General features: G+C 49.1%; 20 protein-coding genes. 17 read left to right on the top strand and 3 right to left on the bottom strand.

The features are described 5' to 3' along the window. The first annotated feature begins 173 nt into the window (after positions 1-173). A complete protein-coding gene (locus MIB40_RS12195) occupies positions 174-899 on the top strand; it encodes a peptidoglycan DD-metalloendopeptidase family protein (RefSeq protein WP_249694568.1) in 726 nt (241 codons plus the stop codon). 82 nt (positions 900-981) lie between these two features. Next, entirely contained in the window at positions 982-2028 is a 1047-nt protein-coding gene (gene rpoS / locus MIB40_RS12190) for an RNA polymerase sigma factor RpoS (RefSeq protein WP_249694558.1), read from the top strand. Positions 2029-2126: 98 nt separating this feature from the next. On the opposite strand, the gene fdxA is transcribed toward rpoS, so the two are convergent. Further along, positions 2127-2450: a ferredoxin FdxA gene (fdxA, locus tag MIB40_RS12185; protein WP_249694556.1), complete on the bottom strand. Its 324-nt coding sequence runs from the start codon at positions 2448-2450 to the stop codon at positions 2127-2129. An 80-nt stretch (positions 2451-2530) separates the two neighbouring features. Then, positions 2531-5083 carry a DNA mismatch repair protein MutS gene (gene mutS / locus MIB40_RS12180; protein ID WP_249694554.1) on the bottom strand — a complete coding sequence of 851 codons (2553 nt, stop codon included), beginning with the start codon at positions 5081-5083 and terminating at the stop codon, positions 2531-2533. A gap of 358 nt (positions 5084-5441) precedes the next feature. Here mutS and MIB40_RS12175 point away from each other — a divergent pair, with 358 nt between their 5' ends. The 15 genes from MIB40_RS12175 to MIB40_RS12105 all read left to right on the top strand — a co-directional run bounded on the left by MIB40_RS12175 (position 5442) and on the right by MIB40_RS12105 (position 16710). Continuing rightward, positions 5442-6728 (top strand): tyrosine-type recombinase/integrase, encoded by a 1287-nt coding sequence (locus MIB40_RS12175; protein WP_249694552.1) that lies wholly within the window; start codon positions 5442-5444, stop codon positions 6726-6728. 2 nt (positions 6729-6730) lie between these two features. Continuing rightward, complete coding sequence (locus MIB40_RS12170; protein ID WP_249694550.1) at positions 6731-7309, top strand: hypothetical protein; 579 nt, start codon at positions 6731-6733, stop codon at positions 7307-7309. A gap of 129 nt (positions 7310-7438) precedes the next feature. Then, on the top strand, positions 7439-7639 hold the full coding sequence (locus tag MIB40_RS12165) for a helix-turn-helix domain-containing protein (RefSeq protein ID WP_249694549.1): 201 nt from the start codon (positions 7439-7441) through the stop codon (positions 7637-7639). Positions 7640-7848: 209 nt separating this feature from the next. Beyond that, on the top strand, positions 7849-8889 hold the full coding sequence (locus MIB40_RS12160) for a toprim domain-containing protein (RefSeq protein ID WP_249694547.1): 1041 nt from the start codon (positions 7849-7851) through the stop codon (positions 8887-8889). Further along, on the top strand, positions 8882-10390 hold the full coding sequence (locus tag MIB40_RS12155) for a DUF5906 domain-containing protein (RefSeq protein ID WP_249694545.1): 1509 nt from the start codon (positions 8882-8884) through the stop codon (positions 10388-10390). Before MIB40_RS12160 ends, MIB40_RS12155 begins: the two co-directional genes overlap by 8 nt. Before the next feature lie 822 nt (positions 10391-11212). After that, on the top strand, positions 11213-11596 hold the full coding sequence (locus tag MIB40_RS12150; protein ID WP_249694543.1) for a single-stranded DNA-binding protein: 384 nt from the start codon (positions 11213-11215) through the stop codon (positions 11594-11596). Positions 11597-11811: 215 nt separating this feature from the next. Continuing rightward, positions 11812-12018 (top strand): hypothetical protein, encoded by a 207-nt coding sequence (locus MIB40_RS12145; protein ID WP_249694541.1) that lies wholly within the window; start codon positions 11812-11814, stop codon positions 12016-12018. Next, positions 12015-12332 (top strand): hypothetical protein, encoded by a 318-nt coding sequence (locus MIB40_RS12140; protein WP_249694539.1) that lies wholly within the window; start codon positions 12015-12017, stop codon positions 12330-12332. The genes MIB40_RS12145 and MIB40_RS12140 overlap by 4 nt, the downstream gene beginning before the upstream one ends. A gap of 11 nt (positions 12333-12343) precedes the next feature. After that, entirely contained in the window at positions 12344-12595 is a 252-nt protein-coding gene (locus MIB40_RS12135; RefSeq protein WP_249694537.1) for a hypothetical protein, read from the top strand. Further along, positions 12595-13236, top strand: coding sequence for a hypothetical protein (locus MIB40_RS12130; RefSeq protein WP_249694535.1), 642 nt, complete (start codon positions 12595-12597; stop codon positions 13234-13236). Before MIB40_RS12135 ends, MIB40_RS12130 begins: the two co-directional genes overlap by 1 nt. Further along, the gene (locus tag MIB40_RS12125; RefSeq protein ID WP_249694533.1) at positions 13236-13445 is read left to right on the top strand and encodes a hypothetical protein; all 210 of its coding nucleotides are present in this window, start codon (positions 13236-13238) and stop codon (positions 13443-13445) included. Before MIB40_RS12130 ends, MIB40_RS12125 begins: the two co-directional genes overlap by 1 nt. A gap of 145 nt (positions 13446-13590) precedes the next feature. Further along, positions 13591-13968 carry a hypothetical protein gene (locus MIB40_RS12120; RefSeq protein ID WP_249694531.1) on the top strand — a complete coding sequence of 126 codons (378 nt, stop codon included), beginning with the start codon at positions 13591-13593 and terminating at the stop codon, positions 13966-13968. Between the two features lie 543 nt (positions 13969-14511). Then, a complete protein-coding gene (locus tag MIB40_RS12115) occupies positions 14512-15054 on the top strand; it encodes a CinA family protein (RefSeq protein WP_249694529.1) in 543 nt (180 codons plus the stop codon). Between the two features lie 178 nt (positions 15055-15232). Further along, positions 15233-16270, top strand: a complete 1038-nt coding sequence (recA, locus tag MIB40_RS12110; RefSeq protein ID WP_319941661.1) for a recombinase RecA — start codon at positions 15233-15235, stop codon at positions 16268-16270. 5 nt (positions 16271-16275) lie between these two features. Continuing rightward, positions 16276-16710, top strand: a complete 435-nt coding sequence (locus MIB40_RS12105) for a regulatory protein RecX (RefSeq protein ID WP_249694527.1) — start codon at positions 16276-16278, stop codon at positions 16708-16710. A gap of 47 nt (positions 16711-16757) precedes the next feature. Here the strand turns inward: MIB40_RS12105 and MIB40_RS12100 are convergent. Continuing rightward, the coding region (locus MIB40_RS12100) for a DMT family transporter (RefSeq protein WP_249694525.1) at positions 16758-17693 on the bottom strand (936 nt) is incomplete at its 5' end.

Genomic DNA, 17693 nt, shown 5'->3' with positions numbered 1-17693 from the left:
AGCATTTTTTTTAGATTTTATTGGTTATTATTTTTTCTTTATATAGCGGAAAGAAATAAAGCGACGACACATCATTTTACGGACACAAGCTGGGATAAGCAGTGATCGAGACTCGTACAATACAGCAGCAGTGGATGCGATGGCTTTGCAGGGCACTGTTGCTTGGCGGTCTTATGCTGCTCTCTGGCTGTGCGAGTGACGCTCCTTATGCTCCTGTCAGCGATCGCACAAAACCGCCTAAAGTGACCTGGGGTTATCATTTGGTGAGGCCCGGAGAAACGCTTTACTCTATCGCTTGGCGCTATGGAAGGGACTTTCAGGAGTTAGCAAACGCCAACAACATTCGTTCCCCCTACACCATCTATCCCAACCAGAAACTGTCCCTCTACACTCCCAGCAAGTCTGCGCGAAAATCTTCTTCTGCACCCAAAGCCAAAACCAGTAGCAAGCCGAAAACCAAAAAGTCTGCTACTAAAGCCGTATCCAAACCCGCCGCTAAGAAAAGTAAGGTTCCGGTTAATCGGGGGCCGGTTCGCTGGCAATGGCCAAGTCGAGGCAAAGTTATTCAGTACTACAGTTCAAAAGGGCAGGTGAACAAGGGTATTGATATCAGTGGGAAATTAGGCGAGCCTGTTAAGGCAGCCGGCCCTGGAAGGGTCGTCTACGCCGGGAGCGGTCTGTTGGGTTACGGCAGACTATTAATAGTGAAACACAACAGCACTTTTCTGAGTGCTTATGCACACAACAGTAAAATGCTTGTTAAGGAGGGAGATAGCGTTAAGGCGGGACAGAAAATTGCAGAGATTGGATCATCGGGGACCAACCGGGCAAAGCTACATTTTGAAATAAGAAAAAATGGCAAGCCTGTAAATCCATTGCAATATTTACCGCGTAAATAGAAGAGAGTGACAACCCTAGGTTAGCTGGATGCTGACCATCTAATACAAACGATTTACGTCGATAAGGTATAGGGCTATGAGGATGTCAGTAAAAAGGGAAGACGGTGATGTCGTCGAGGCTGAAGCGAAAGCGAAGCTAAACGACTCAGCGAGTAAAACAAAAACAATAACTAAATCAAAAACAATAACTAAAGCAAAATCCAAAGCGAAAACAGAAAATAAGACCATTAAAGCGGTTCCTCGACCGCAACCTCGAACTCGCCGTCGTGTGAGTGACGATGATAAGTTCCATAAAAGTCTGGATGCGACCCAGATCTATCTTAATGAAATAGGCTTTTCACCATTGTTGACCCCGGAAGAGGAAGTCTACTTTGCTCGTCTGGCGATCAAGGGTGACGAAGCGGGTCGTCGACGCATGATTGAGAGTAATCTGCGGTTGGTGGTTAAAATTTCCCGGCGTTATGTCAATCGAGGGCTCACCCTGCTCGATCTGATTGAAGAAGGTAACCTGGGGTTAATCCGGGCCGTGGAAAAGTTTGACCCCGAACGGGGCTTTCGCTTCTCGACGTACGCTACCTGGTGGATTCGCCAAACCATCGAACGTGCAATCATGAATCAGACTCGTACCATACGATTACCCATCCATGTGGTAAAAGAGTTGAATGTCTATTTGCGGGCCGCCCGTGAGTTGACCCAGAAGCTTGATCATGAGCCCAGTCCGGAAGATATCGCGACTCTATTGGACCGCCCGGTTAATGACGTCAAGCGTATGTTGGGTCTCAATGAGCGAGTGACTTCGGTGGATACCCCGCTGGGCCCGGATTCGGATAAGTCAATTCTGGATACGATCTCCGATGATCGCGAGGCCAACCCGGCCGAGTTACTACAGAACAGCGATCTTAATCAGAGTATCGATAACTGGCTTGAGGAGTTATCTGAAAAACAACGAGAAGTGGTCGCACGCCGATTCGGTTTGCGTGGTCATGAGATCTGTACATTGGAGGAAGTTGGGCGTGAAATTGGCCTCACCCGGGAACGGGTACGCCAGATTCAAGTAGAGGCGCTGAAACGGCTTCGAGTGATTATGGAAAAACAGGGTCTGAGCAGTGAATCGCTGTTTGAGGATTGAAGGGTAATTCCTAGCTTCCACTATCCATGGAAGTGACACAAAAAAAGGCAGCCGATCGCTGCCTTTTTTGTTGTCTCGAACAAGATGATCGATTGTTTTTAACGCTCGAGATGCTGCAGTTTTCCTTCCACGCCATCCCATTCCTCGGCGTCGGGAAGCTGATCTTTCTTTTCCGTGATATTGTCCCAAACCTCTGCCAGCTCAGCATTAAGCTCGATAAATTCCTGTTGATCCTCGGGTACTTCGTCATCGGAGAAGATTGCATTGGCCGGGCATTCTGGCTCGCACAGGGCGCAGTCGATACATTCATCCGGATGAATAACGAGGAAGTTGGGTCCTTCGTAAAAGCAATCAACCGGGCATACTTCAACGCAGTCGGTGTATTTGCATTTAATGCAGTTGTCGGTAACCACGAATGTCATGGATTTTCTCTCCGGTCAGGCTGTACGGGTCAGATTGCGGCTAGTGTAGCAGGAGTTGCCGTTGCTTTTAAGTTGTTGGTTTATAACCTTGAGCGTAGCTCATAAAGTAATTCAAGTGCGCTACGGGGGGTCAGGTTGTCGGGGTCGATCTGCTCCAGTTCTTCGATGACGGGATGGGGTAGGGCAGAGCCAAACAGGTCATCCTGGCGCGGTGGGTTAATGACCGCTTCAGGTGTATTGGTTTGTGACTCACCAGCGGCGATCTGTTCCTGTTCAAGCTGCTGCAGCTTTTGCCTGGCATCGGTGATCACCTGTCGAGGCACACCGGCCAGCTGGGCCACTTGTAAACCATAGCTTTGACTAGCCGGCCCCTCGTTCACTGAATGCAAAAAGACGATTCTATCCTCGTGTTCGGTGGCGTTCAGATGCACGTTAGCAACGCCGGGTATTAATTCGGGCAGAGCGGTCAGTTCGAAATAGTGGGTCGCAAAGAGGGTAAAGGCTTTTACTTCGCTGGCCAGATGAGACGCTGCCGCCCAAGCGAGTGATAAACCATCAAAGGTGCTGGTACCCCGGCCAACCTCATCCATCAATACCAGACTGTACTCGGTGGCATTATTGAGGATATTGGCGGTTTCGGTCATCTCAACCATAAAGGTAGAGCGCCCGCCTGCAAGGTCATCAGATGAGCCGATTCGGGTGAAAATACGATCGACAGGTCCCAGTTTCAGATGACTGGCTGGTACATAGCTGCCGATGCAGGCCAACAGAACAATCAGTGCCGTTTGGCGCATGTAGGTCGATTTACCGCCCATGTTGGGGCCGGTAATCATCAGCATGCGCCGCTGGTTGGTCAGTTCCACGCCATTGGCGACAAAGGGGTCATCCAGCACCTGCTCGACCACCGGGTGGCGGCCTTCGCTGATGATGATGCCTGGCGCCCGACTGAATTCCGGGCGGCTCAGATTCAGGTTGTCTGCCCGTTCGGCCAGGTTGTTGAGCACATCCAGTTCGGCTATCGACTGTGCACTTTCTTGCAGCGGCGCCAGATGCTCAAGCAGCTGATCCAGCAGCTGTTCGTACAAGGCTTTTTCCCGAGCCAAGGCACGGCTCTTGCTACTGAGGGCTTTGTCCTCGAACTCTTTCAATTCAGGAGTGATAAAACGCTCGGCATTTTTCAGTGTCTGGCGACGAATGTATTCGGCCGGTGCCTGTTCAGACTGTGAGCGACTGATCTCAATGTAATAGCCGTGCACACGGTTGTAACCGACTTTGAGGGTTGAAAGGCCGCTTTTTTCACGTTCGCGAAGCTCGAGATCAAGCAGGTATTGTCCTGCGTTCTCGCTGATGCCGCGCAACTCGTCAAGCTCCGCATCGTACCCGGTAGCTATCACGCCACCGTCACGAATAACAACGGGTGGGTTTTCTATAACGGCCCGTTGTAGCAGTTCTACCAACTCCGGGTGCTCGGCGATTCTGGTCGCCAAGGCGGTCAGGGCGTCGCTGTCAATCTCTGACAGTTGTTGTTGCAGAGCCGGTAGTACGGCCAGGGCATCGCGTAACCGGGCAAGGTCTCGGGGGCGTGCAGAACGTAAGCCAACTCGGGCCAGAATGCGTTCGATGTCGCCAATCTGCTTCAGCACAACCTGCAAAGGTTCGTAACGGTAGTTGTCGAGCAGGGCCGCAATCGCTTCTTGGCGATGCTGGAGTGTGGTTGCATTGCGCAGTGGGCGATTGAGCCAACGACCCAACATGCGGCTTCCCATTGCGGTTGAAGTTCGGTCCATGACCGATGCAAGGGTATTGTCACGACCGCCAGTGAGGTTGGTATCAATCTCAAGATTGCGCCGACTCGCGGCATCGAGCACAACACTGTCGTCATGGTTGGTATGGGCGATATTGCGCAAATGGGGCAGTGCTGTGCGCTGGGTTTCTTTGGCATAGGTTAGCAGGCAGCCTGCCGCTTCGAGGCCTAGCGTCAGGTTGTCACAACCAAAGCCTTGTAAATCTTTAACTTTGAATTGCTGGCACAGTGCCTGACGTGCCGAGTCGAGTTCGAAATCCCAGGGTGGTCGTTTGCGCAGGCCATTACGATCCTGCAGCCATTCGGGTTGAATCAGCTCGTCACAGACCAGCAGTTCTGCCGGATTCAGCCGATGTAGCTCGGCTTGAACAGCCTCTTCCCCCTCCAGTTCACTGACCTGAAATCTTCCGCTACTGATATCCAGGACCGCGAAGCCATAATGATTACCTCGTTGGTGGAGTGCGCCGAGCAGGGTATCCTTGCGCTCATCGAGCAGCGCTTCATCGGTGACCGTGCCGGGTGTTAGTACGCGTACAACCTGACGCTCTACTGGCCCTTTGCTGGTTGCTGGGTCGCCAATCTGTTCGCAGATAGCGACGGATTCACCGAATTTTACCAGTCTGGCCAAATAGCCATCGGCGGAATGAAAAGGGATGCCCGCCATAGGTATTGGCTCACCGGCGGATTGTCCACGTGCGGTAAGGGTAATATCCAGTAGTTCGGCTGCACGACGAGCATCTTCATAAAACAGCTCGTAGAAATCGCCCATTCGATAGAACACCAATTCATCTCGGTGTTGCTGCTTAATGCGCAGGTATTGCTGCATCATAGGTGTGTGCTGATCTTTTTTCCCTTTAATAACCAAACCTCTATACGCTCCTATAGGACTCTATTGCTGACAAAGTACGGTGTTTTGTTGATGGTTAAATTATTGATTTCTAATAATTAACAGTCCATGGAATATTTTTTCATTTTTTTTTGGCATACAAAGTCCAGCAATCCGTAGCAATTCTCAACAATTTACACCACATAAAAAAAGTGTAGTTTTTGTGGCTATTGTATAAGGCTCAAAGTGGTGCCTATAATCAAAAACAGGGCAGCAATTGCCCCTTAAAAAGCAGGTGGCCAGAAGTGCTCCAACACCTCTGGCCGCCCTAACCATGAACCCAAATGTAGGAGGAAGGCCCATGGCTTCTTCAAATGATACCAAACGAATAACCGATCGTGCTGCCCAAGCGTTGAAATATGTTAAAGGGGGGCGAAATTATCTAAGTGACAGCTCATCTTTTAGAGGATTAAGGCTTAAAGCCTATAAGGATGGCATGAAGTCATGGGTATACCGCTATCGCCACCCTGCGGATAACACAAAACTGCGTCAGATCACTTTGGGGTCATACCCACAAATGGGTCTTGCAGAAGCGCACGAAGAGTTTATGAAGGTTAAGAAGGTAAGGCGTGAGGGTGGAGACCCTTTGCAAGAAAGGCTGGATAAGAAAGCCGCGCACCTTCTAGAGAAAGAGGCCAATAAGCCAGAGGACTATACCGTCAGACAATTGGTCGATGATTACCTTGAGAATCATATATTCCAGAATCGAAAGCCCCAAGGGGCAAAGGAAGTCGCACGTGTTCTGAACAAAGAACTGGCTGGTCTAATGGATGTTAAAGCCTGCCATATCACGCCTCAAACTATTAAAAACCTAGAAATGAAGATTAAAGCTCGACCTGCCCCTGTTATTTCAGGGCAACTGATCAGAGAGCTTAAGTACGCCTTTCAGGAAGCGATTATAGTTCAGCGGTTACCTAAAGGGTTTGCGAATCCCTGCCAGGGTTTAAAGCCCGAAACAAGCAAGCAACGTCTGCGTTACTTTGATAATGACGAGCTAAGAATGTTTATGCGTTGGCTGCCTACTTCTGGAATGTCAGATTCTGTCAGGACGGTGCTTTGGCTTATGCTGCTAACTGGTTGCCGAAGCGGGGAGATTGTAAGTGCTCGCTGGGAACATATTAATCTTGATGCTGGAACCTGGTGGCTTGGAGACACAAAAACAGATGTTCCACGGACTGTGCAGCTATCAAGGCAAGCCGTTGCTGTATTTAGGACACGGATAGAACCCAGTAATAAAAAATTCGTATTTCCATCACCCAATATAGTTGATGAGCATATTCGTCAGCGAGCGGTGGTCTGGGCTGTTTGTAACAAAAGAAAGAGCTTTGCTACAACAAAAGGGAAATGGACTGCTCACGATCTGCGCAGAACGGTTAGGACGGGAGTTGGCTTATTAAGCGATGACCCTTCTTTGGTTAATCAGCTAAACATTATCGGGGAGTGTATTTTAGGGCACTCCCGTAAAGGGGAAGAAGGTACTTACGACCTGAACAGGTTTGAACCTCAATGCCGCTACTGGCTCCAGGAATGGGCTGATCACCTAGATACACTGGGGGCTTCAGAATATATGCCTGGTGCCGGTGAGTAGGAATGAATACACACGGTGGCTTGGAATATCCCCCTCTCACGGATGAAGAGCGCCTGACTGTAAAGGGATTGCTAAACCAGCAGCTCCCGTTAAAGGCGTTAGGAATTTGTGAGCAGGGGGGCTTCCTGGAACAGCTATTTTCTAAAGTTGAATGGCTGCGCTACATGATCAAAGCGCTTATGAATGGGGCAGAGCATGACAAGCCTTCCTCTGAAGTAATCAGGGAAGTTTTGTCGTGGGTTGATCGTTCCTCGTCGCTCAGCGAGCCTGCTAAAGGTGAAATAGCTGTGCTTATAGGCCCTGATTTTGTTCGTCAGCTTGAATCCTTACCTGAGCTGAAGCGGGTATATGCTGATGGCAGAAGCCCTGCCTGGAACCGGAGTTGTCGCAGCGAGACGCTTTCCAGCCTGCAATATAGCGCAGCTTCTGATCTCGCAAATGATGTTGGGATTCCTATCAGTCAGACAACAAACGGGCCTTTTGTGAGCCTCCTGGAGCTACTGATAAAAGCGGCAGGCGGGAAAGGGGATGCTGTCACCATCGCCCGAAAGCATATCAAGCGAACCGCTGATGAATCCTAATACCCCTCTATCGCAAAAACCTTGTGAGCTGACAAGAAACCCACGATTACAAGCCGCGATCCATAGTCTTTATTTAAATATAAGGCCTTAACGGCAAGTAGTGGTAAGCCAATCACACTGGAGAATGTTATGGATGAATTAAAGCCCGATCTGACCGTAAAGGAGTTCAGTCAAATCATTAATACAAGTGAGAAAACTGTGCGGAGAATGGGGAAGCGGGGCGATCTGGTGATGTATCGCTCAGGCAGAACGATTCGTATCCCGCATGACGAATTGGCCAGATTCCGTGAAAGAAACCGAGTGATCGCAGAGCCTGGTGCGGTTGCCTGAAAAGTTCGAGGGGGGGGTACCTTGCTGACCAACCTAGTTGGGAACCTCCCCGCAAATTTTTCAGAGTTTTGGCCATTAATTATTAAGCCGAATAATTAACAGGCATAAAAAAGCCCCGATCATGGTGTTGGCAGACACTACGGGGCTTTCAACAAGATCAAAAACCAATCGCTGGCCATTTTAAATGGTGAGCAGCAGGTCTCGACAACATGATTTTAGCAAATAAACGACAGAAATTATCAGCCCGAGAAATTAATGAGGCCAAAAAAGGCCTCGAAGGTGAATCTGGCTACCATTTTTTATCCGTATTTCTGACGCTCCCTCCATTTAAGCATCAAGGCCCCTGCCCAGTCTGCGGCGGGAATGACCGATTTATCTACGATGCGAGAAAAAACAACCTTACCTGGTATTGCCGAGGCTGTGAAAAGCATGGTGATGCTGTCCAGTTGCTTCAGGATGCCACGGGAAAGGGCTTCATTGAGGTCGTCAGACTGGCGATCGACTGGCTGGGAATGCCGGTTGAATCACGGCCAACGCCCAAACCCATGGCTCTAGGTTCTAGCAAGAAGGCCAAGGCTCTGAGCGACACAGAGCGGGAAATCAGGGCCGCAGACTGGAAGCAGAGAGCGATCCCCATCAAGGGCTCGCCTGGTCAGCGCTATCTGGAGTCGCGTGGTATTTCTTTTTCAGGGCTCTCTGGTATTCCCGATTTAAGTTTTCTGCCAGCTGAAGGCCAGAAGCAAGCCGCAATCCTTGCCTTGTATCGCCATGCCGATGAAGCAATGGCCGTGAAGGGCTATCACCGAATCATTCTGGATGCTCAAGGGCAGGTGCTTATTGGGGACGGTGGCAAGAAAGCCAAATTCAGTATGAAAGCGGCAGGCGGGGAGATAGCAGGGGCAGGGCTTTGGCTGGTCTGGCCGTTCAAGCCTTATGTCGACCTGGTGCGCAGGAAATTAATCATCGCTGAGGGCATCGAGGACGCCCTGAGCTTATCGCTATTTATCGGCAATGGCTGGGCTGTTGTTGCGGGTGGCGGTTCGGTATGGACGCAAATAGCAGTACCTCAATGCATTAAAGAGGTGCTGATTCATCAAGATAACGACCAAGCCGGTAAAGCCTCTGCACAAGCACTGGCTGAGCGTTTGGAAATGGAAAGGCCTGATATGAAGATTCAATTTTATGTGCCCCCCGAGGGCATGAAAGACGCCAACGAGCAATTGCAGAGAGTGGGAGGCGGTTATGCCTGAGACTATATCTGAGACGTTAAGCACGCTGGGTATTGAAGCAAGTGATGGGGAGTTGGTTGTGGAACCGCAAAGTCTCTCTATACCTACTATACCTACTGTTTTTGATGAATCGGCACCTTCTGCCCCGCCTGCCGTTATACCTTCCCCGGATAAATCCACAAAGGGTGAACTGGATGCCTATGGCAACAAAATCTCACCCGAGAATCTGGCGCGCCTGGAGCAAATCAACCACAAGTTCAGCCTGGTTATATCAGGTGGAAAGTCTGCATTCGGAAGGCTTTCACCTTCGGTAATGCTCCCAGATTGCAAGGAGTTTGTTTTTATTAAGAAAGAGGCTTTTGAGATGATTTTGGCAACTGAACCAGACATTAATTTCAACGGAAGAATAATGACTTTATCCCAAGCCTGGATGAAGTGGAGGGGAAGGCGGTTCTATAAGAATGGAATAGGCTTTTTCCCCAACAAAAGCCAGTGCCCCAAAGGGATGCTGAATCTTTTTACAGGTTATTCAGTTCAGCCAGAAGAGGGGGATATATCGCCCTTTCTTGAGCTGGTTGAGGCGATATGTGATGGCGAACCTGATGCGAAAGTGTATCTGCTCAACTGGTTGGCCCATCTATTTCAAAAGCCAGAGGAAAAGCCCACCGTTGCCATTCTGCTCAAATCAGAGATTGAGGGCGTTGGTAAAGGCTCCCTTTTCCGTCCTTTACTCAAGATTCTTGGCTCCTATGCCGCGCAATTAAATGGGCAGGCTCAAGCCTCTGCCCGGTTTAATGCGATTTTGGAAGCTAAACTGCTGGTCTTTTCAGATGAAGTTGACCTGTCTGAAAAGAGCGCTGCCAACGCCCTGAAAGCCGTGATCACTGAACCCTATATGACATTGGAGAGGAAAGGGGTAGATGCGTTCCCGATAAGGAATTACAGCCGCATGGTATTTGCCGGTAATGAAGATCATGCCGTTCACCTTTCTGGCACTGGCAGGCGTTACCTGGTTTTCGACGTGCAAAAAGTATTAGGGGAAGGCTTTTTCACTCAGTACAACCAGTGGCTGGACAATGGAGGGGAGAAAGCGCTTCTGCACTACTTCTTAAACCGGGACATAAGTGCCTTCAATCCTTTCTTTGCCCCTGCCACAAAAGCCGCGATCGACCAAAAACTGCAAAGTATGACATCCGATCCATTGCAGTCATTTTTCTATAACGAGATAGCAAAAGAGCACCCATTCACTGTCGCTGGCTCAGCGGTAAATTCTAAGCGGTTGCTTAGCAAAAATTTGGTTGAGCGTTACATGGAATGGGTAAACAGCCAAAGCCGCTATAAACCAATCTCACTTGCCGCTGCGCGATCTCAGGTCGGGAAAATGATGAAGAGTCTGGGCGTAGTCTCTCAAGGTAGGCATGGTCGCGGGGAGGGAGTTATTTATCAACTACCTGAACCTGAAGTATTAAGGAATAACTTCGCGGAAAAATATCAGGCTGAAGCTGATGAGCTTATGTTTTAACAGAGGTGGCTTAGGTTTTTTATTTTTTTTTGATAAAACCTATACCACCTCTACCAAATTTTCTGGAGGCCTTGCTATACAAGGCTTTCAGGGTGGGTGAGGTTTTTTAAAACCTCTACCATACCTGTACCAACCTGTACCAACCTAAACCACAGCAACTCCTTTCCCGCCTGCCTTTTTTTATTATATTTTCATAGGTGTGTGCAGCGATCAAAAAACAATCAATTGAGCAAAAAAAGACCAAATCAGGCCAAATAACACCTGAACCTAACCCATTTTGCCGCGACCTCTACCACTTCCCCAAAAAACCTCTGCCAATTTTGCAAACCCCTTGCTATTACTGGCTTGTGGCGTGGTATAGGTCTAAAAACATGGCAGGCGGGGAAGGTGATTATGGAGGGCGTTTTTTCCTCTATAGCCCAGTAATCACGGGGCTTTCAGGCAAGGTGGTAGAGGTGGTAGAGGTGTTTTGGCGTTTTTTTAAGACCTCTACCACCCTACAGCCCAGTAACCACGGGGCTTTCAGGCAAAGTGGTAGAGGTCGCATAGGTTTTTCCGTTTTATTTGCTGGAGATCGGGCGAAGTGTAGCTTTGTCTTTTGTTTTTGCCTTACAGAACCCTATTTTGTAGGGGATGTGTCCCGATAGTGTCCCGATAGTGTCCCGACAAAAAAAAGGAGAATCACGCACTCCGCTGAATAAAAACGATCATCACAAAGCAGGGCAGGATTTAAAAAAACACTCTCATCCCGCCTGCCCTGTTTAAATTGACAGGGAAGGGGGAAGAAGCAGGAAGCAAGAACGCAACAATCGGGAGCATGAAATGGCAACACAAATTGCAGTGTATGGAAGGATCGGGGGGGAGATTCGGGAGATCATTACCCGCGCAGACAAATTAATGGCGGTGGGTTCCATGGTTGCGAATCTGCCATGCAGGGCCAGCGATTCGGGGGAGGCCAGCCAGTGGTTCAGTTTTGTAGGCTTTGAGCGCGTCGCCGGGGAGTTGCTGGAGCATCAAAAAGGGGATTTGGTGTCGATACAGGGACAGCTTCAGGTAAACGCCTATATCAATAGAAACGAGGAAACGGTTCAGGAGCTTCAAATACTGGTTGAAAGCGTGGTATCTGCTCGAACCTCTAAACCTGGTCGAAAGCGTCGAACAACACCCAAACCACCCCCCCCAGTCCCAAAATCAGCAGCCGTTTAATGATGATCTGCCAGATTTTTAATGATTTTTTCTGGAAAATTTTTTTAATTATTTGGTGCTTTAATGGACGCTATTAGACTCTAATTAACTCTAGTTTTTTCCTTGAATATTTTGAATCCTTTAAATTGCAATAAGCACTATAAATAAAGGATAAAACGGCTTTTTACCGCTACACTTAAATCAGATTCAACAGATGAAATTGACGGGTCTTTTTTATGAACGGTGTGCCGCATCCTGATTTTGTTAAGCAAATTTTTTTGGATCGTTTAATGGCGAAAAAAGGAAATGTTTCTGCCGCCTGTCGATCTATCAAACTTTGCCGCGCCTCCCCCTATAAATGGGCCAAATCAGACCCTGCGTTTAATAAGGCTTTCATGGCCACGCTGGAAGATGCTCGTATCTCACTAAGGCTATCAGCGTGAATCGAGAAGAAGCCAAAGCCCTGGAAGCTGAAGCCCTTGAGACCTTGAAGGATAATGACCTGCCGCCTGGATACCGGGAGGCTGTGCGAGATGGGCTGGCTGATTTCAAGTGCTATTTCAGGCGGCATCACAAGGAGGGAACGGAAAAAACCGCGATTCTGCTGCGGTCTTACCTGGTGAAATGCCGTCACTTTCATATTAATGCGGCCACAACCCGCAACAAGGCATTCAGCCAACCCCCACGCCCATCACGGCCCCGAATGGATAAACCACCCCCCACGCCTGGTGCGGCAGACCGATTACTAACCTGGTGAATCAAGGAGAGATGACCATGTTCAATACTGCGTTATATAACGCTCTTCAGGCGATTATTGATGACGATGAATACCGGCTTTGGCATCAAGGCAGGGCAAGATACTGGCAGGTGAAGATGCGGATGGCTGATGAGCGTACCAACCGGCCAGAGGATGATGCCTTGCTTGAGATTAACCAGAAGGCGGTTGATCAGGAGGCCCAGGCATTCGTTGAGCGGTCTGAAAAATGGCTGGGTGTTGATGAATGGCAGAGGGCAGGCTAATGGCGGTTAATAGCATTCATAATCCTGAATTGACGAAAAAAGCCGCAGAGGAAGTGGAGGGGCGTGATTTTGGCATCGTTATTTCTCCTGAAGTTCGTGAGCGCTACCTGGAATTGACGCGGCAACTGAAAGAGAAGCGGATTGAGAAGAGTCGGTTCAATGATCGCCTGAGAGAGCTAACGCAGTCTGTCCCGCGTGACCTGCTTGTGAACTTGCGGGATCTCTATGCCCAACGTGAGGCTTTATCTATTCGTCTGGAGCTGTATCCAGATGACAAGGATATTCAGTTGGAAATGTCTGAAAACCAGACCGAGATCAAACGCCTTGAAGCGATTGAAAGAGGCCCAAACCCCAAACGGGTGGCAGATCATCTGCACCTGGTGATTGCGGAATCTCGCAAAATCAATGAGGAGATCACCCGCTTGAAGCGCGAGCTGGTGCTGTCATTAGAGTCAGCTGTGTTGGCCAAACTGGAGGAGGCGAAGGACATTATTCATCTGTATGCCCTGCTCGATACCTGGCGCAAAAATGGCCAACTGGATACAGAGGCGATTATCAAGAAAGTCTGGTCAGAGGGGCGGTATATAATCCTCAAGAAACAGATGATTGATTATCTGACCGCCTCTCTGGAGGGTGAGTGATGCCAAAGGAGCGAATGGGAATAGTGCCAGCCAAAGTGCGAACGCCTAGCCCTGAAGAGCGGGAAAAGCTGAGGACAATGCAGTTTGCTGAAGATGAATTTGGTAATCGCAAAATGTCAGTGGATGCGGACTACAAACGGGAGGTGGAGAAGTTTGGAGAGCGTATTTATGGGGGGGCGGATGATATTTGGATCATTGGGTTTGATTGATGGGGGACCTACCAATTAGGCACAGCCAGCGCCGTTTTTTTCCCACACCATATTGAGCTATTAACTGCGAGACTCTATGCCTAAAAACGTATTCTCCAAAACAAATCAGCCTGTTAGGAAGCGCGGCCCTGGTAGCGATGCTCTTTTGAGGAAAGCGTTAAGGGAATATGCGAAATCCCACAACCTGAGAGACCCACAGACAAAGATCATCACCCAGGTGATAGAGCAAGCCATGGGCGGTGATACTGCTGCCCAGAAGCTGTTGATGGAGCGCCTGGTGCCGCCTAGAAAGGCGGTGATGCCTTCAGTGGAGTTTGACGTGCCGAAAGGGGCTGGGCCTTTAGACTTCGCCACGTCTGTGATGGATGCGGTTAGTGGGGGAAAGATACCGGCTGACGTGGGTTCCAATCTTATTGCGGCAACGGCCAACATGATGAAAATTGCTGAAGTGATGGAGCTGCAACGGCGCATCGAAAAACTGGAGGGTGAGCAATGTCTACCGCCAATCTCTTCAATAGGGTGAAGCGCCTGGAGCGTAAGAACAGAGGCCCTGACGCCTTTGTCTGGTGTGATAACGAGCTGGATATGCTGAAGAAGGCTGAGGCTCACCCTAATGCCCATCTTGTAACCTGGGCCTGGAGTGGGAAGCCTAAACAAGATAGAGAAGCCCCAGATCGACACGCAAATTCTACTGATACCTAGCAGGCTCTCTGGTTATTTTTTGCTCAGTAGTGTTGAGTGCGGTGAGTGCTGGGAATAATTCAGTTATTCAGCCGTTTATTCACACTTTTTGTGGGTTATTTGGTTTTTTTTTAATTTTTTTTTAAATAATCGAAATTAATTTCAAGTGTAGGCTGGTGTGTAGTTTCCTTGCTGGCCAATATCCTCAAACCCATTGATAGCAAGGCCTACAGGGAATTCACATACCAATGCATCATGGGGGTATGGGCACTCTTCGCGTCTTTGACCGCAGCCATAGGGACAAGTCTCTCCCGGTTGTTTTTTGGACGTTGGAATAAGGAATTAACGGGAGCCCGATTCTACGTGATAATAGCGGGCGTGAGAAATGGTCGAGTTAGCACAATCAAGCGAGGACAATATGGATTCCCAGGTTGAGTCGAATGCTGAGCAGATAGAATTACTTGCTCATCAGGTTGGTGTTGCCCTTGAGGCCGGTAAGGATGTACTGGCAACGGCTGAATCTTGTACAGGTGGTGGGATCGCCTGTGCCATTACCGAGATTGCCGGTAGCTCGGTCTGGTTTGATGCCGGTTTTGTGACTTATTCGAATGAGGCTAAACAGCGCATGCTGGGAGTGCAAAGTGCGACGTTGGAACGCTTCGGGGCCGTCAGTGAGGACGTGGTGCTGGAGATGACGTCGGGATCACTGGATCGATCGAACGCCAGTGTTGCCGTCTCGGTCAGTGGGGTTGCCGGGCCGGGGGGAGGTACGGAGGACAAACCGGTTGGTACTGTCTGGATTGCCTGGCAGCGCAAAGGGCAGTCGGGCCAGGCGCGCAAATTTTGTTTTTCCGGTGGGCGCCATGCGGTGCGGCAGCAAACGGTTGTAGCAGCATTAAATGGTGTATTAGCTCGACTGTGTCGCTAAAAGCGACAGGTAAAATGCTCGGGACTAGGCAAGGTCTAAAGACTGTGCTTTAATACTGTTCATCTATACAGTAAAGTGCAGTTCGAGTAGCAATCATTGTTTCAGGGTTCTACAAGCCATCGAACCTAACCAGAACTTATCCCGACCACATGCGGACGAACACGAAGAGGTGCCAGTAATGGATCAAAATAAGCAGAAAGCGTTGAGTGCGGCCCTGGGCCAGATCGAGCGTCAATTCGGTAAAGGCGCGGTTATGCGCATGGGGGATCAGGAGCGGGAAGCGATCCCGGCTATTTCCACGGGGTCCCTGGCGCTGGATATTGCTTTGGGTATTGGTGGTTTACCCAAGGGGCGCATTGTTGAAATATACGGTCCCGAATCTTCTGGTAAAACAACCCTGACTCTACAGGTGATTGCCGAAGCCCAGAAAGCCGGCGCTACCTGTGCTTTCGTCGATGCAGAGCACGCTCTGGATCCTGATTATGCTGGCAAGCTTGGTGTCGAGGTCGATGATCTCTACGTATCTCAGCCTGATACTGGCGAACAAGCGCTGGAAATTACCGACATGCTGGTACGCTCCAATGCTGTTGACGTCATTATTGTGGATTCGGTGGCGGCCCTAACACCCAAAGCCGAAATCGAAGGTGAAATGGGAGATCACCACGTTGGCTTGCAGGCTCGTTTGATGTCTCAGGCGCTGCGTAAGATAACGGGTAACATTAAAAATGCTAATTGCCTGGTTATTTTTATCAACCAGATCCGTATGAAAATCGGAGTTATGTTCGGTAACCCGGAAACCACGACGGGCGGTAACGCGCTCAAGTTTTATTCCTCGGTGCGTCTCGATATTCGCCGTACCGGTGCGGTAAAACAGGGTGAAGAGGTGATTGGTAACGAAACCCGCGTCAAAGTGGTTAAAAATAAAGTATCCCCTCCCTTTAAGCAGGCTGAGTTCCAGATTCTTTATGGCAAGGGCATCTACCACATGGGTGAAGTTATCGATTTGGGTGTCAAGCTGGGTCTTGTCGACAAGGCGGGAGCCTGGTACTCCTACAACGGTGACAAGATTGGCCAAGGCAAAGCGAATGCTGCTCAGTTCCTGCAAGACAATCCTGCCATGGCCAAGGAGATTGAAGATAAAATTCGTATCCATTTCGATATTGCTCCAGTAAAGGTTGTTGAAACGGCAGAGAAAACCGAAAAGGTTGAGGCTTAAAAACCATGAGTGAAAAGAGTGAAATTCGGCGTGCAGCCATGAACCTGCTAGCGCGTCGAGAACACTCACAACAAGAACTCCGGGAAAAACTGCAGCGTCGTTTTCCCCCGGAGTTGATTGAAATTGAAATAGAATTGTTGGCCGAACAAAAACTCCAGAGTGATCAGCGTTTTGTTGATAGCTTCGTTCGTAGCCGTCTTTCCCGTTACCAGGGACCTTCCCGCATCCGCGCAGAGCTGAAACAAAAGGGTATTGAAGAACACCTGTTTGAACAGACATTGTTTGAAAATCCGGTGGATTGGTATGCGCTCTTGGGTGAGCTTAATCAGCGTAAATTTGGTGGCCAGCCTGCGCAGAATCCTGCTGAAAAAGCCCGGCGTTTACGTTTTTTTCAATACCGTGGTTTTAGTTTTGAGCAAATCAATGAAGTGATCAATTAACGCATTGATCTTTTATATCGGTAATAGAAAAGAAAGGTTAAGCAGTTTTAAGTCTGTTTGCCTGACCTTGTTTTCCAATGGCTTGTCAATAGCGGTAGTAGTGCACTGCAAAAAAGCACCAACATACCAATAACAGCAATACCATCTGGAATTTCTGCAAAGAGCCAATAGCCGAATACCAGCGAGTAGATAATGTTCGAGTACTCGACATTGACTATAACATTGGCTTCTCCCAATTTGTACGCGGTGATGCCTATCCATTGTGCTATCGATGAAGTGACCCCGACGGCTAGCAACAAGATGAGCTCGTCCAGTGAAGGCCATGTCCAGTTGGTCAGGCTTGGAATCAAAGCGATCAACCCGACAAAAACAGCCTGGTAAGAGAGCAGGGCGATTTTTGATTGGGTGGCAGCCATTTTACGTACGCTAATGACCGCGATAGCTGCACCTAATGCGCTTCCCAATCCAGTCAGGGTGTAAAGCATGGAAGTATCCGCGAAGCTGGGTCGTACCATGAGCATAACCCCACAGAACCCAACCAATAGTGTGAAAAGCCTGGAGGCGTCTACGGCTTTCGATAATAGAGCTCTGGCAACTACAGCGAAAAATAATACTTTGGCAAAACCCAGTGCCGTTGCATCAGCCAACGGAATATTACTGACCGTTAAAAAATCAAGATAGATAGCGGCAAAGGCGCCTAGTACCCGTGATAGATGCCAATGCACCATTCGGGGTTTGATCAGGGTATCGAAGGAAGTCACGATGGCCGGCAGTAATAAAAATACAAAGACTAATTGACGAAAAAGCAAAATCTGAAACAGGTCAACGGACTCGTTCAGTAATCGGACCAGTACACCGACAAAGACAAACAGTGTATTGGAGACCAGTGCTAGGGCACCTCTGATTAATTCGGATAGATCTCTGCAGATCCTAAAATGGTTTTTATCAAGGCGAAGCTCGCCGTTCATGTCGAGACCTGAACA

It is taken from the genome of Aestuariirhabdus haliotis (assembly GCF_023509475.1).
Lineage (GTDB): Bacteria > Pseudomonadota > Gammaproteobacteria > Pseudomonadales > Aestuariirhabdaceae > Aestuariirhabdus > Aestuariirhabdus haliotis.
The sequence above is the reverse complement of the archived record's forward strand: the minus strand, read 5'-3'. Positions and strand labels throughout refer to the sequence as shown.

Excerpts from the sequence above, each read along its gene's own strand:
- MIB40_RS12195 (WP_249694568.1), top strand. The coding sequence starts at position 174 with ATGCTGCTCTCTGGCTGTGCGAGTGACGCTCCTTATGCTCCTGTCAGC.
- rpoS (WP_249694558.1), top strand. The coding sequence starts at position 982 with ATGTCAGTAAAAAGGGAAGACGGTGATGTCGTCGAGGCTGAAGCGAAA.
- fdxA (WP_249694556.1), bottom strand. The coding sequence starts at position 2,450 with ATGACATTCGTGGTTACCGACAACTGCATTAAATGCAAATACACCGAC.
- mutS (WP_249694554.1), bottom strand. The coding sequence starts at position 5,083 with ATGATGCAGCAATACCTGCGCATTAAGCAGCAACACCGAGATGAATTG.
- MIB40_RS12175 (WP_249694552.1), top strand. The coding sequence starts at position 5,442 with ATGGCTTCTTCAAATGATACCAAACGAATAACCGATCGTGCTGCCCAA.
- MIB40_RS12170 (WP_249694550.1), top strand. The coding sequence starts at position 6,731 with ATGAATACACACGGTGGCTTGGAATATCCCCCTCTCACGGATGAAGAG.
- MIB40_RS12165 (WP_249694549.1), top strand. The coding sequence starts at position 7,439 with ATGGATGAATTAAAGCCCGATCTGACCGTAAAGGAGTTCAGTCAAATC.
- MIB40_RS12160 (WP_249694547.1), top strand. The coding sequence starts at position 7,849 with ATGATTTTAGCAAATAAACGACAGAAATTATCAGCCCGAGAAATTAAT.
- MIB40_RS12155 (WP_249694545.1), top strand. The coding sequence starts at position 8,882 with ATGCCTGAGACTATATCTGAGACGTTAAGCACGCTGGGTATTGAAGCA.
- MIB40_RS12150 (WP_249694543.1), top strand. The coding sequence starts at position 11,213 with ATGGCAACACAAATTGCAGTGTATGGAAGGATCGGGGGGGAGATTCGG.
- MIB40_RS12145 (WP_249694541.1), top strand. The coding sequence starts at position 11,812 with ATGAACGGTGTGCCGCATCCTGATTTTGTTAAGCAAATTTTTTTGGAT.
- MIB40_RS12135 (WP_249694537.1), top strand. The coding sequence starts at position 12,344 with ATGACCATGTTCAATACTGCGTTATATAACGCTCTTCAGGCGATTATT.
- MIB40_RS12130 (WP_249694535.1), top strand. The coding sequence starts at position 12,595 with ATGGCGGTTAATAGCATTCATAATCCTGAATTGACGAAAAAAGCCGCA.
- MIB40_RS12125 (WP_249694533.1), top strand. The coding sequence starts at position 13,236 with ATGCCAAAGGAGCGAATGGGAATAGTGCCAGCCAAAGTGCGAACGCCT.
- MIB40_RS12115 (WP_249694529.1), top strand. The coding sequence starts at position 14,512 with ATGGTCGAGTTAGCACAATCAAGCGAGGACAATATGGATTCCCAGGTT.
- recA (WP_319941661.1), top strand. The coding sequence starts at position 15,233 with ATGGATCAAAATAAGCAGAAAGCGTTGAGTGCGGCCCTGGGCCAGATC.
- MIB40_RS12105 (WP_249694527.1), top strand. The coding sequence starts at position 16,276 with ATGAGTGAAAAGAGTGAAATTCGGCGTGCAGCCATGAACCTGCTAGCG.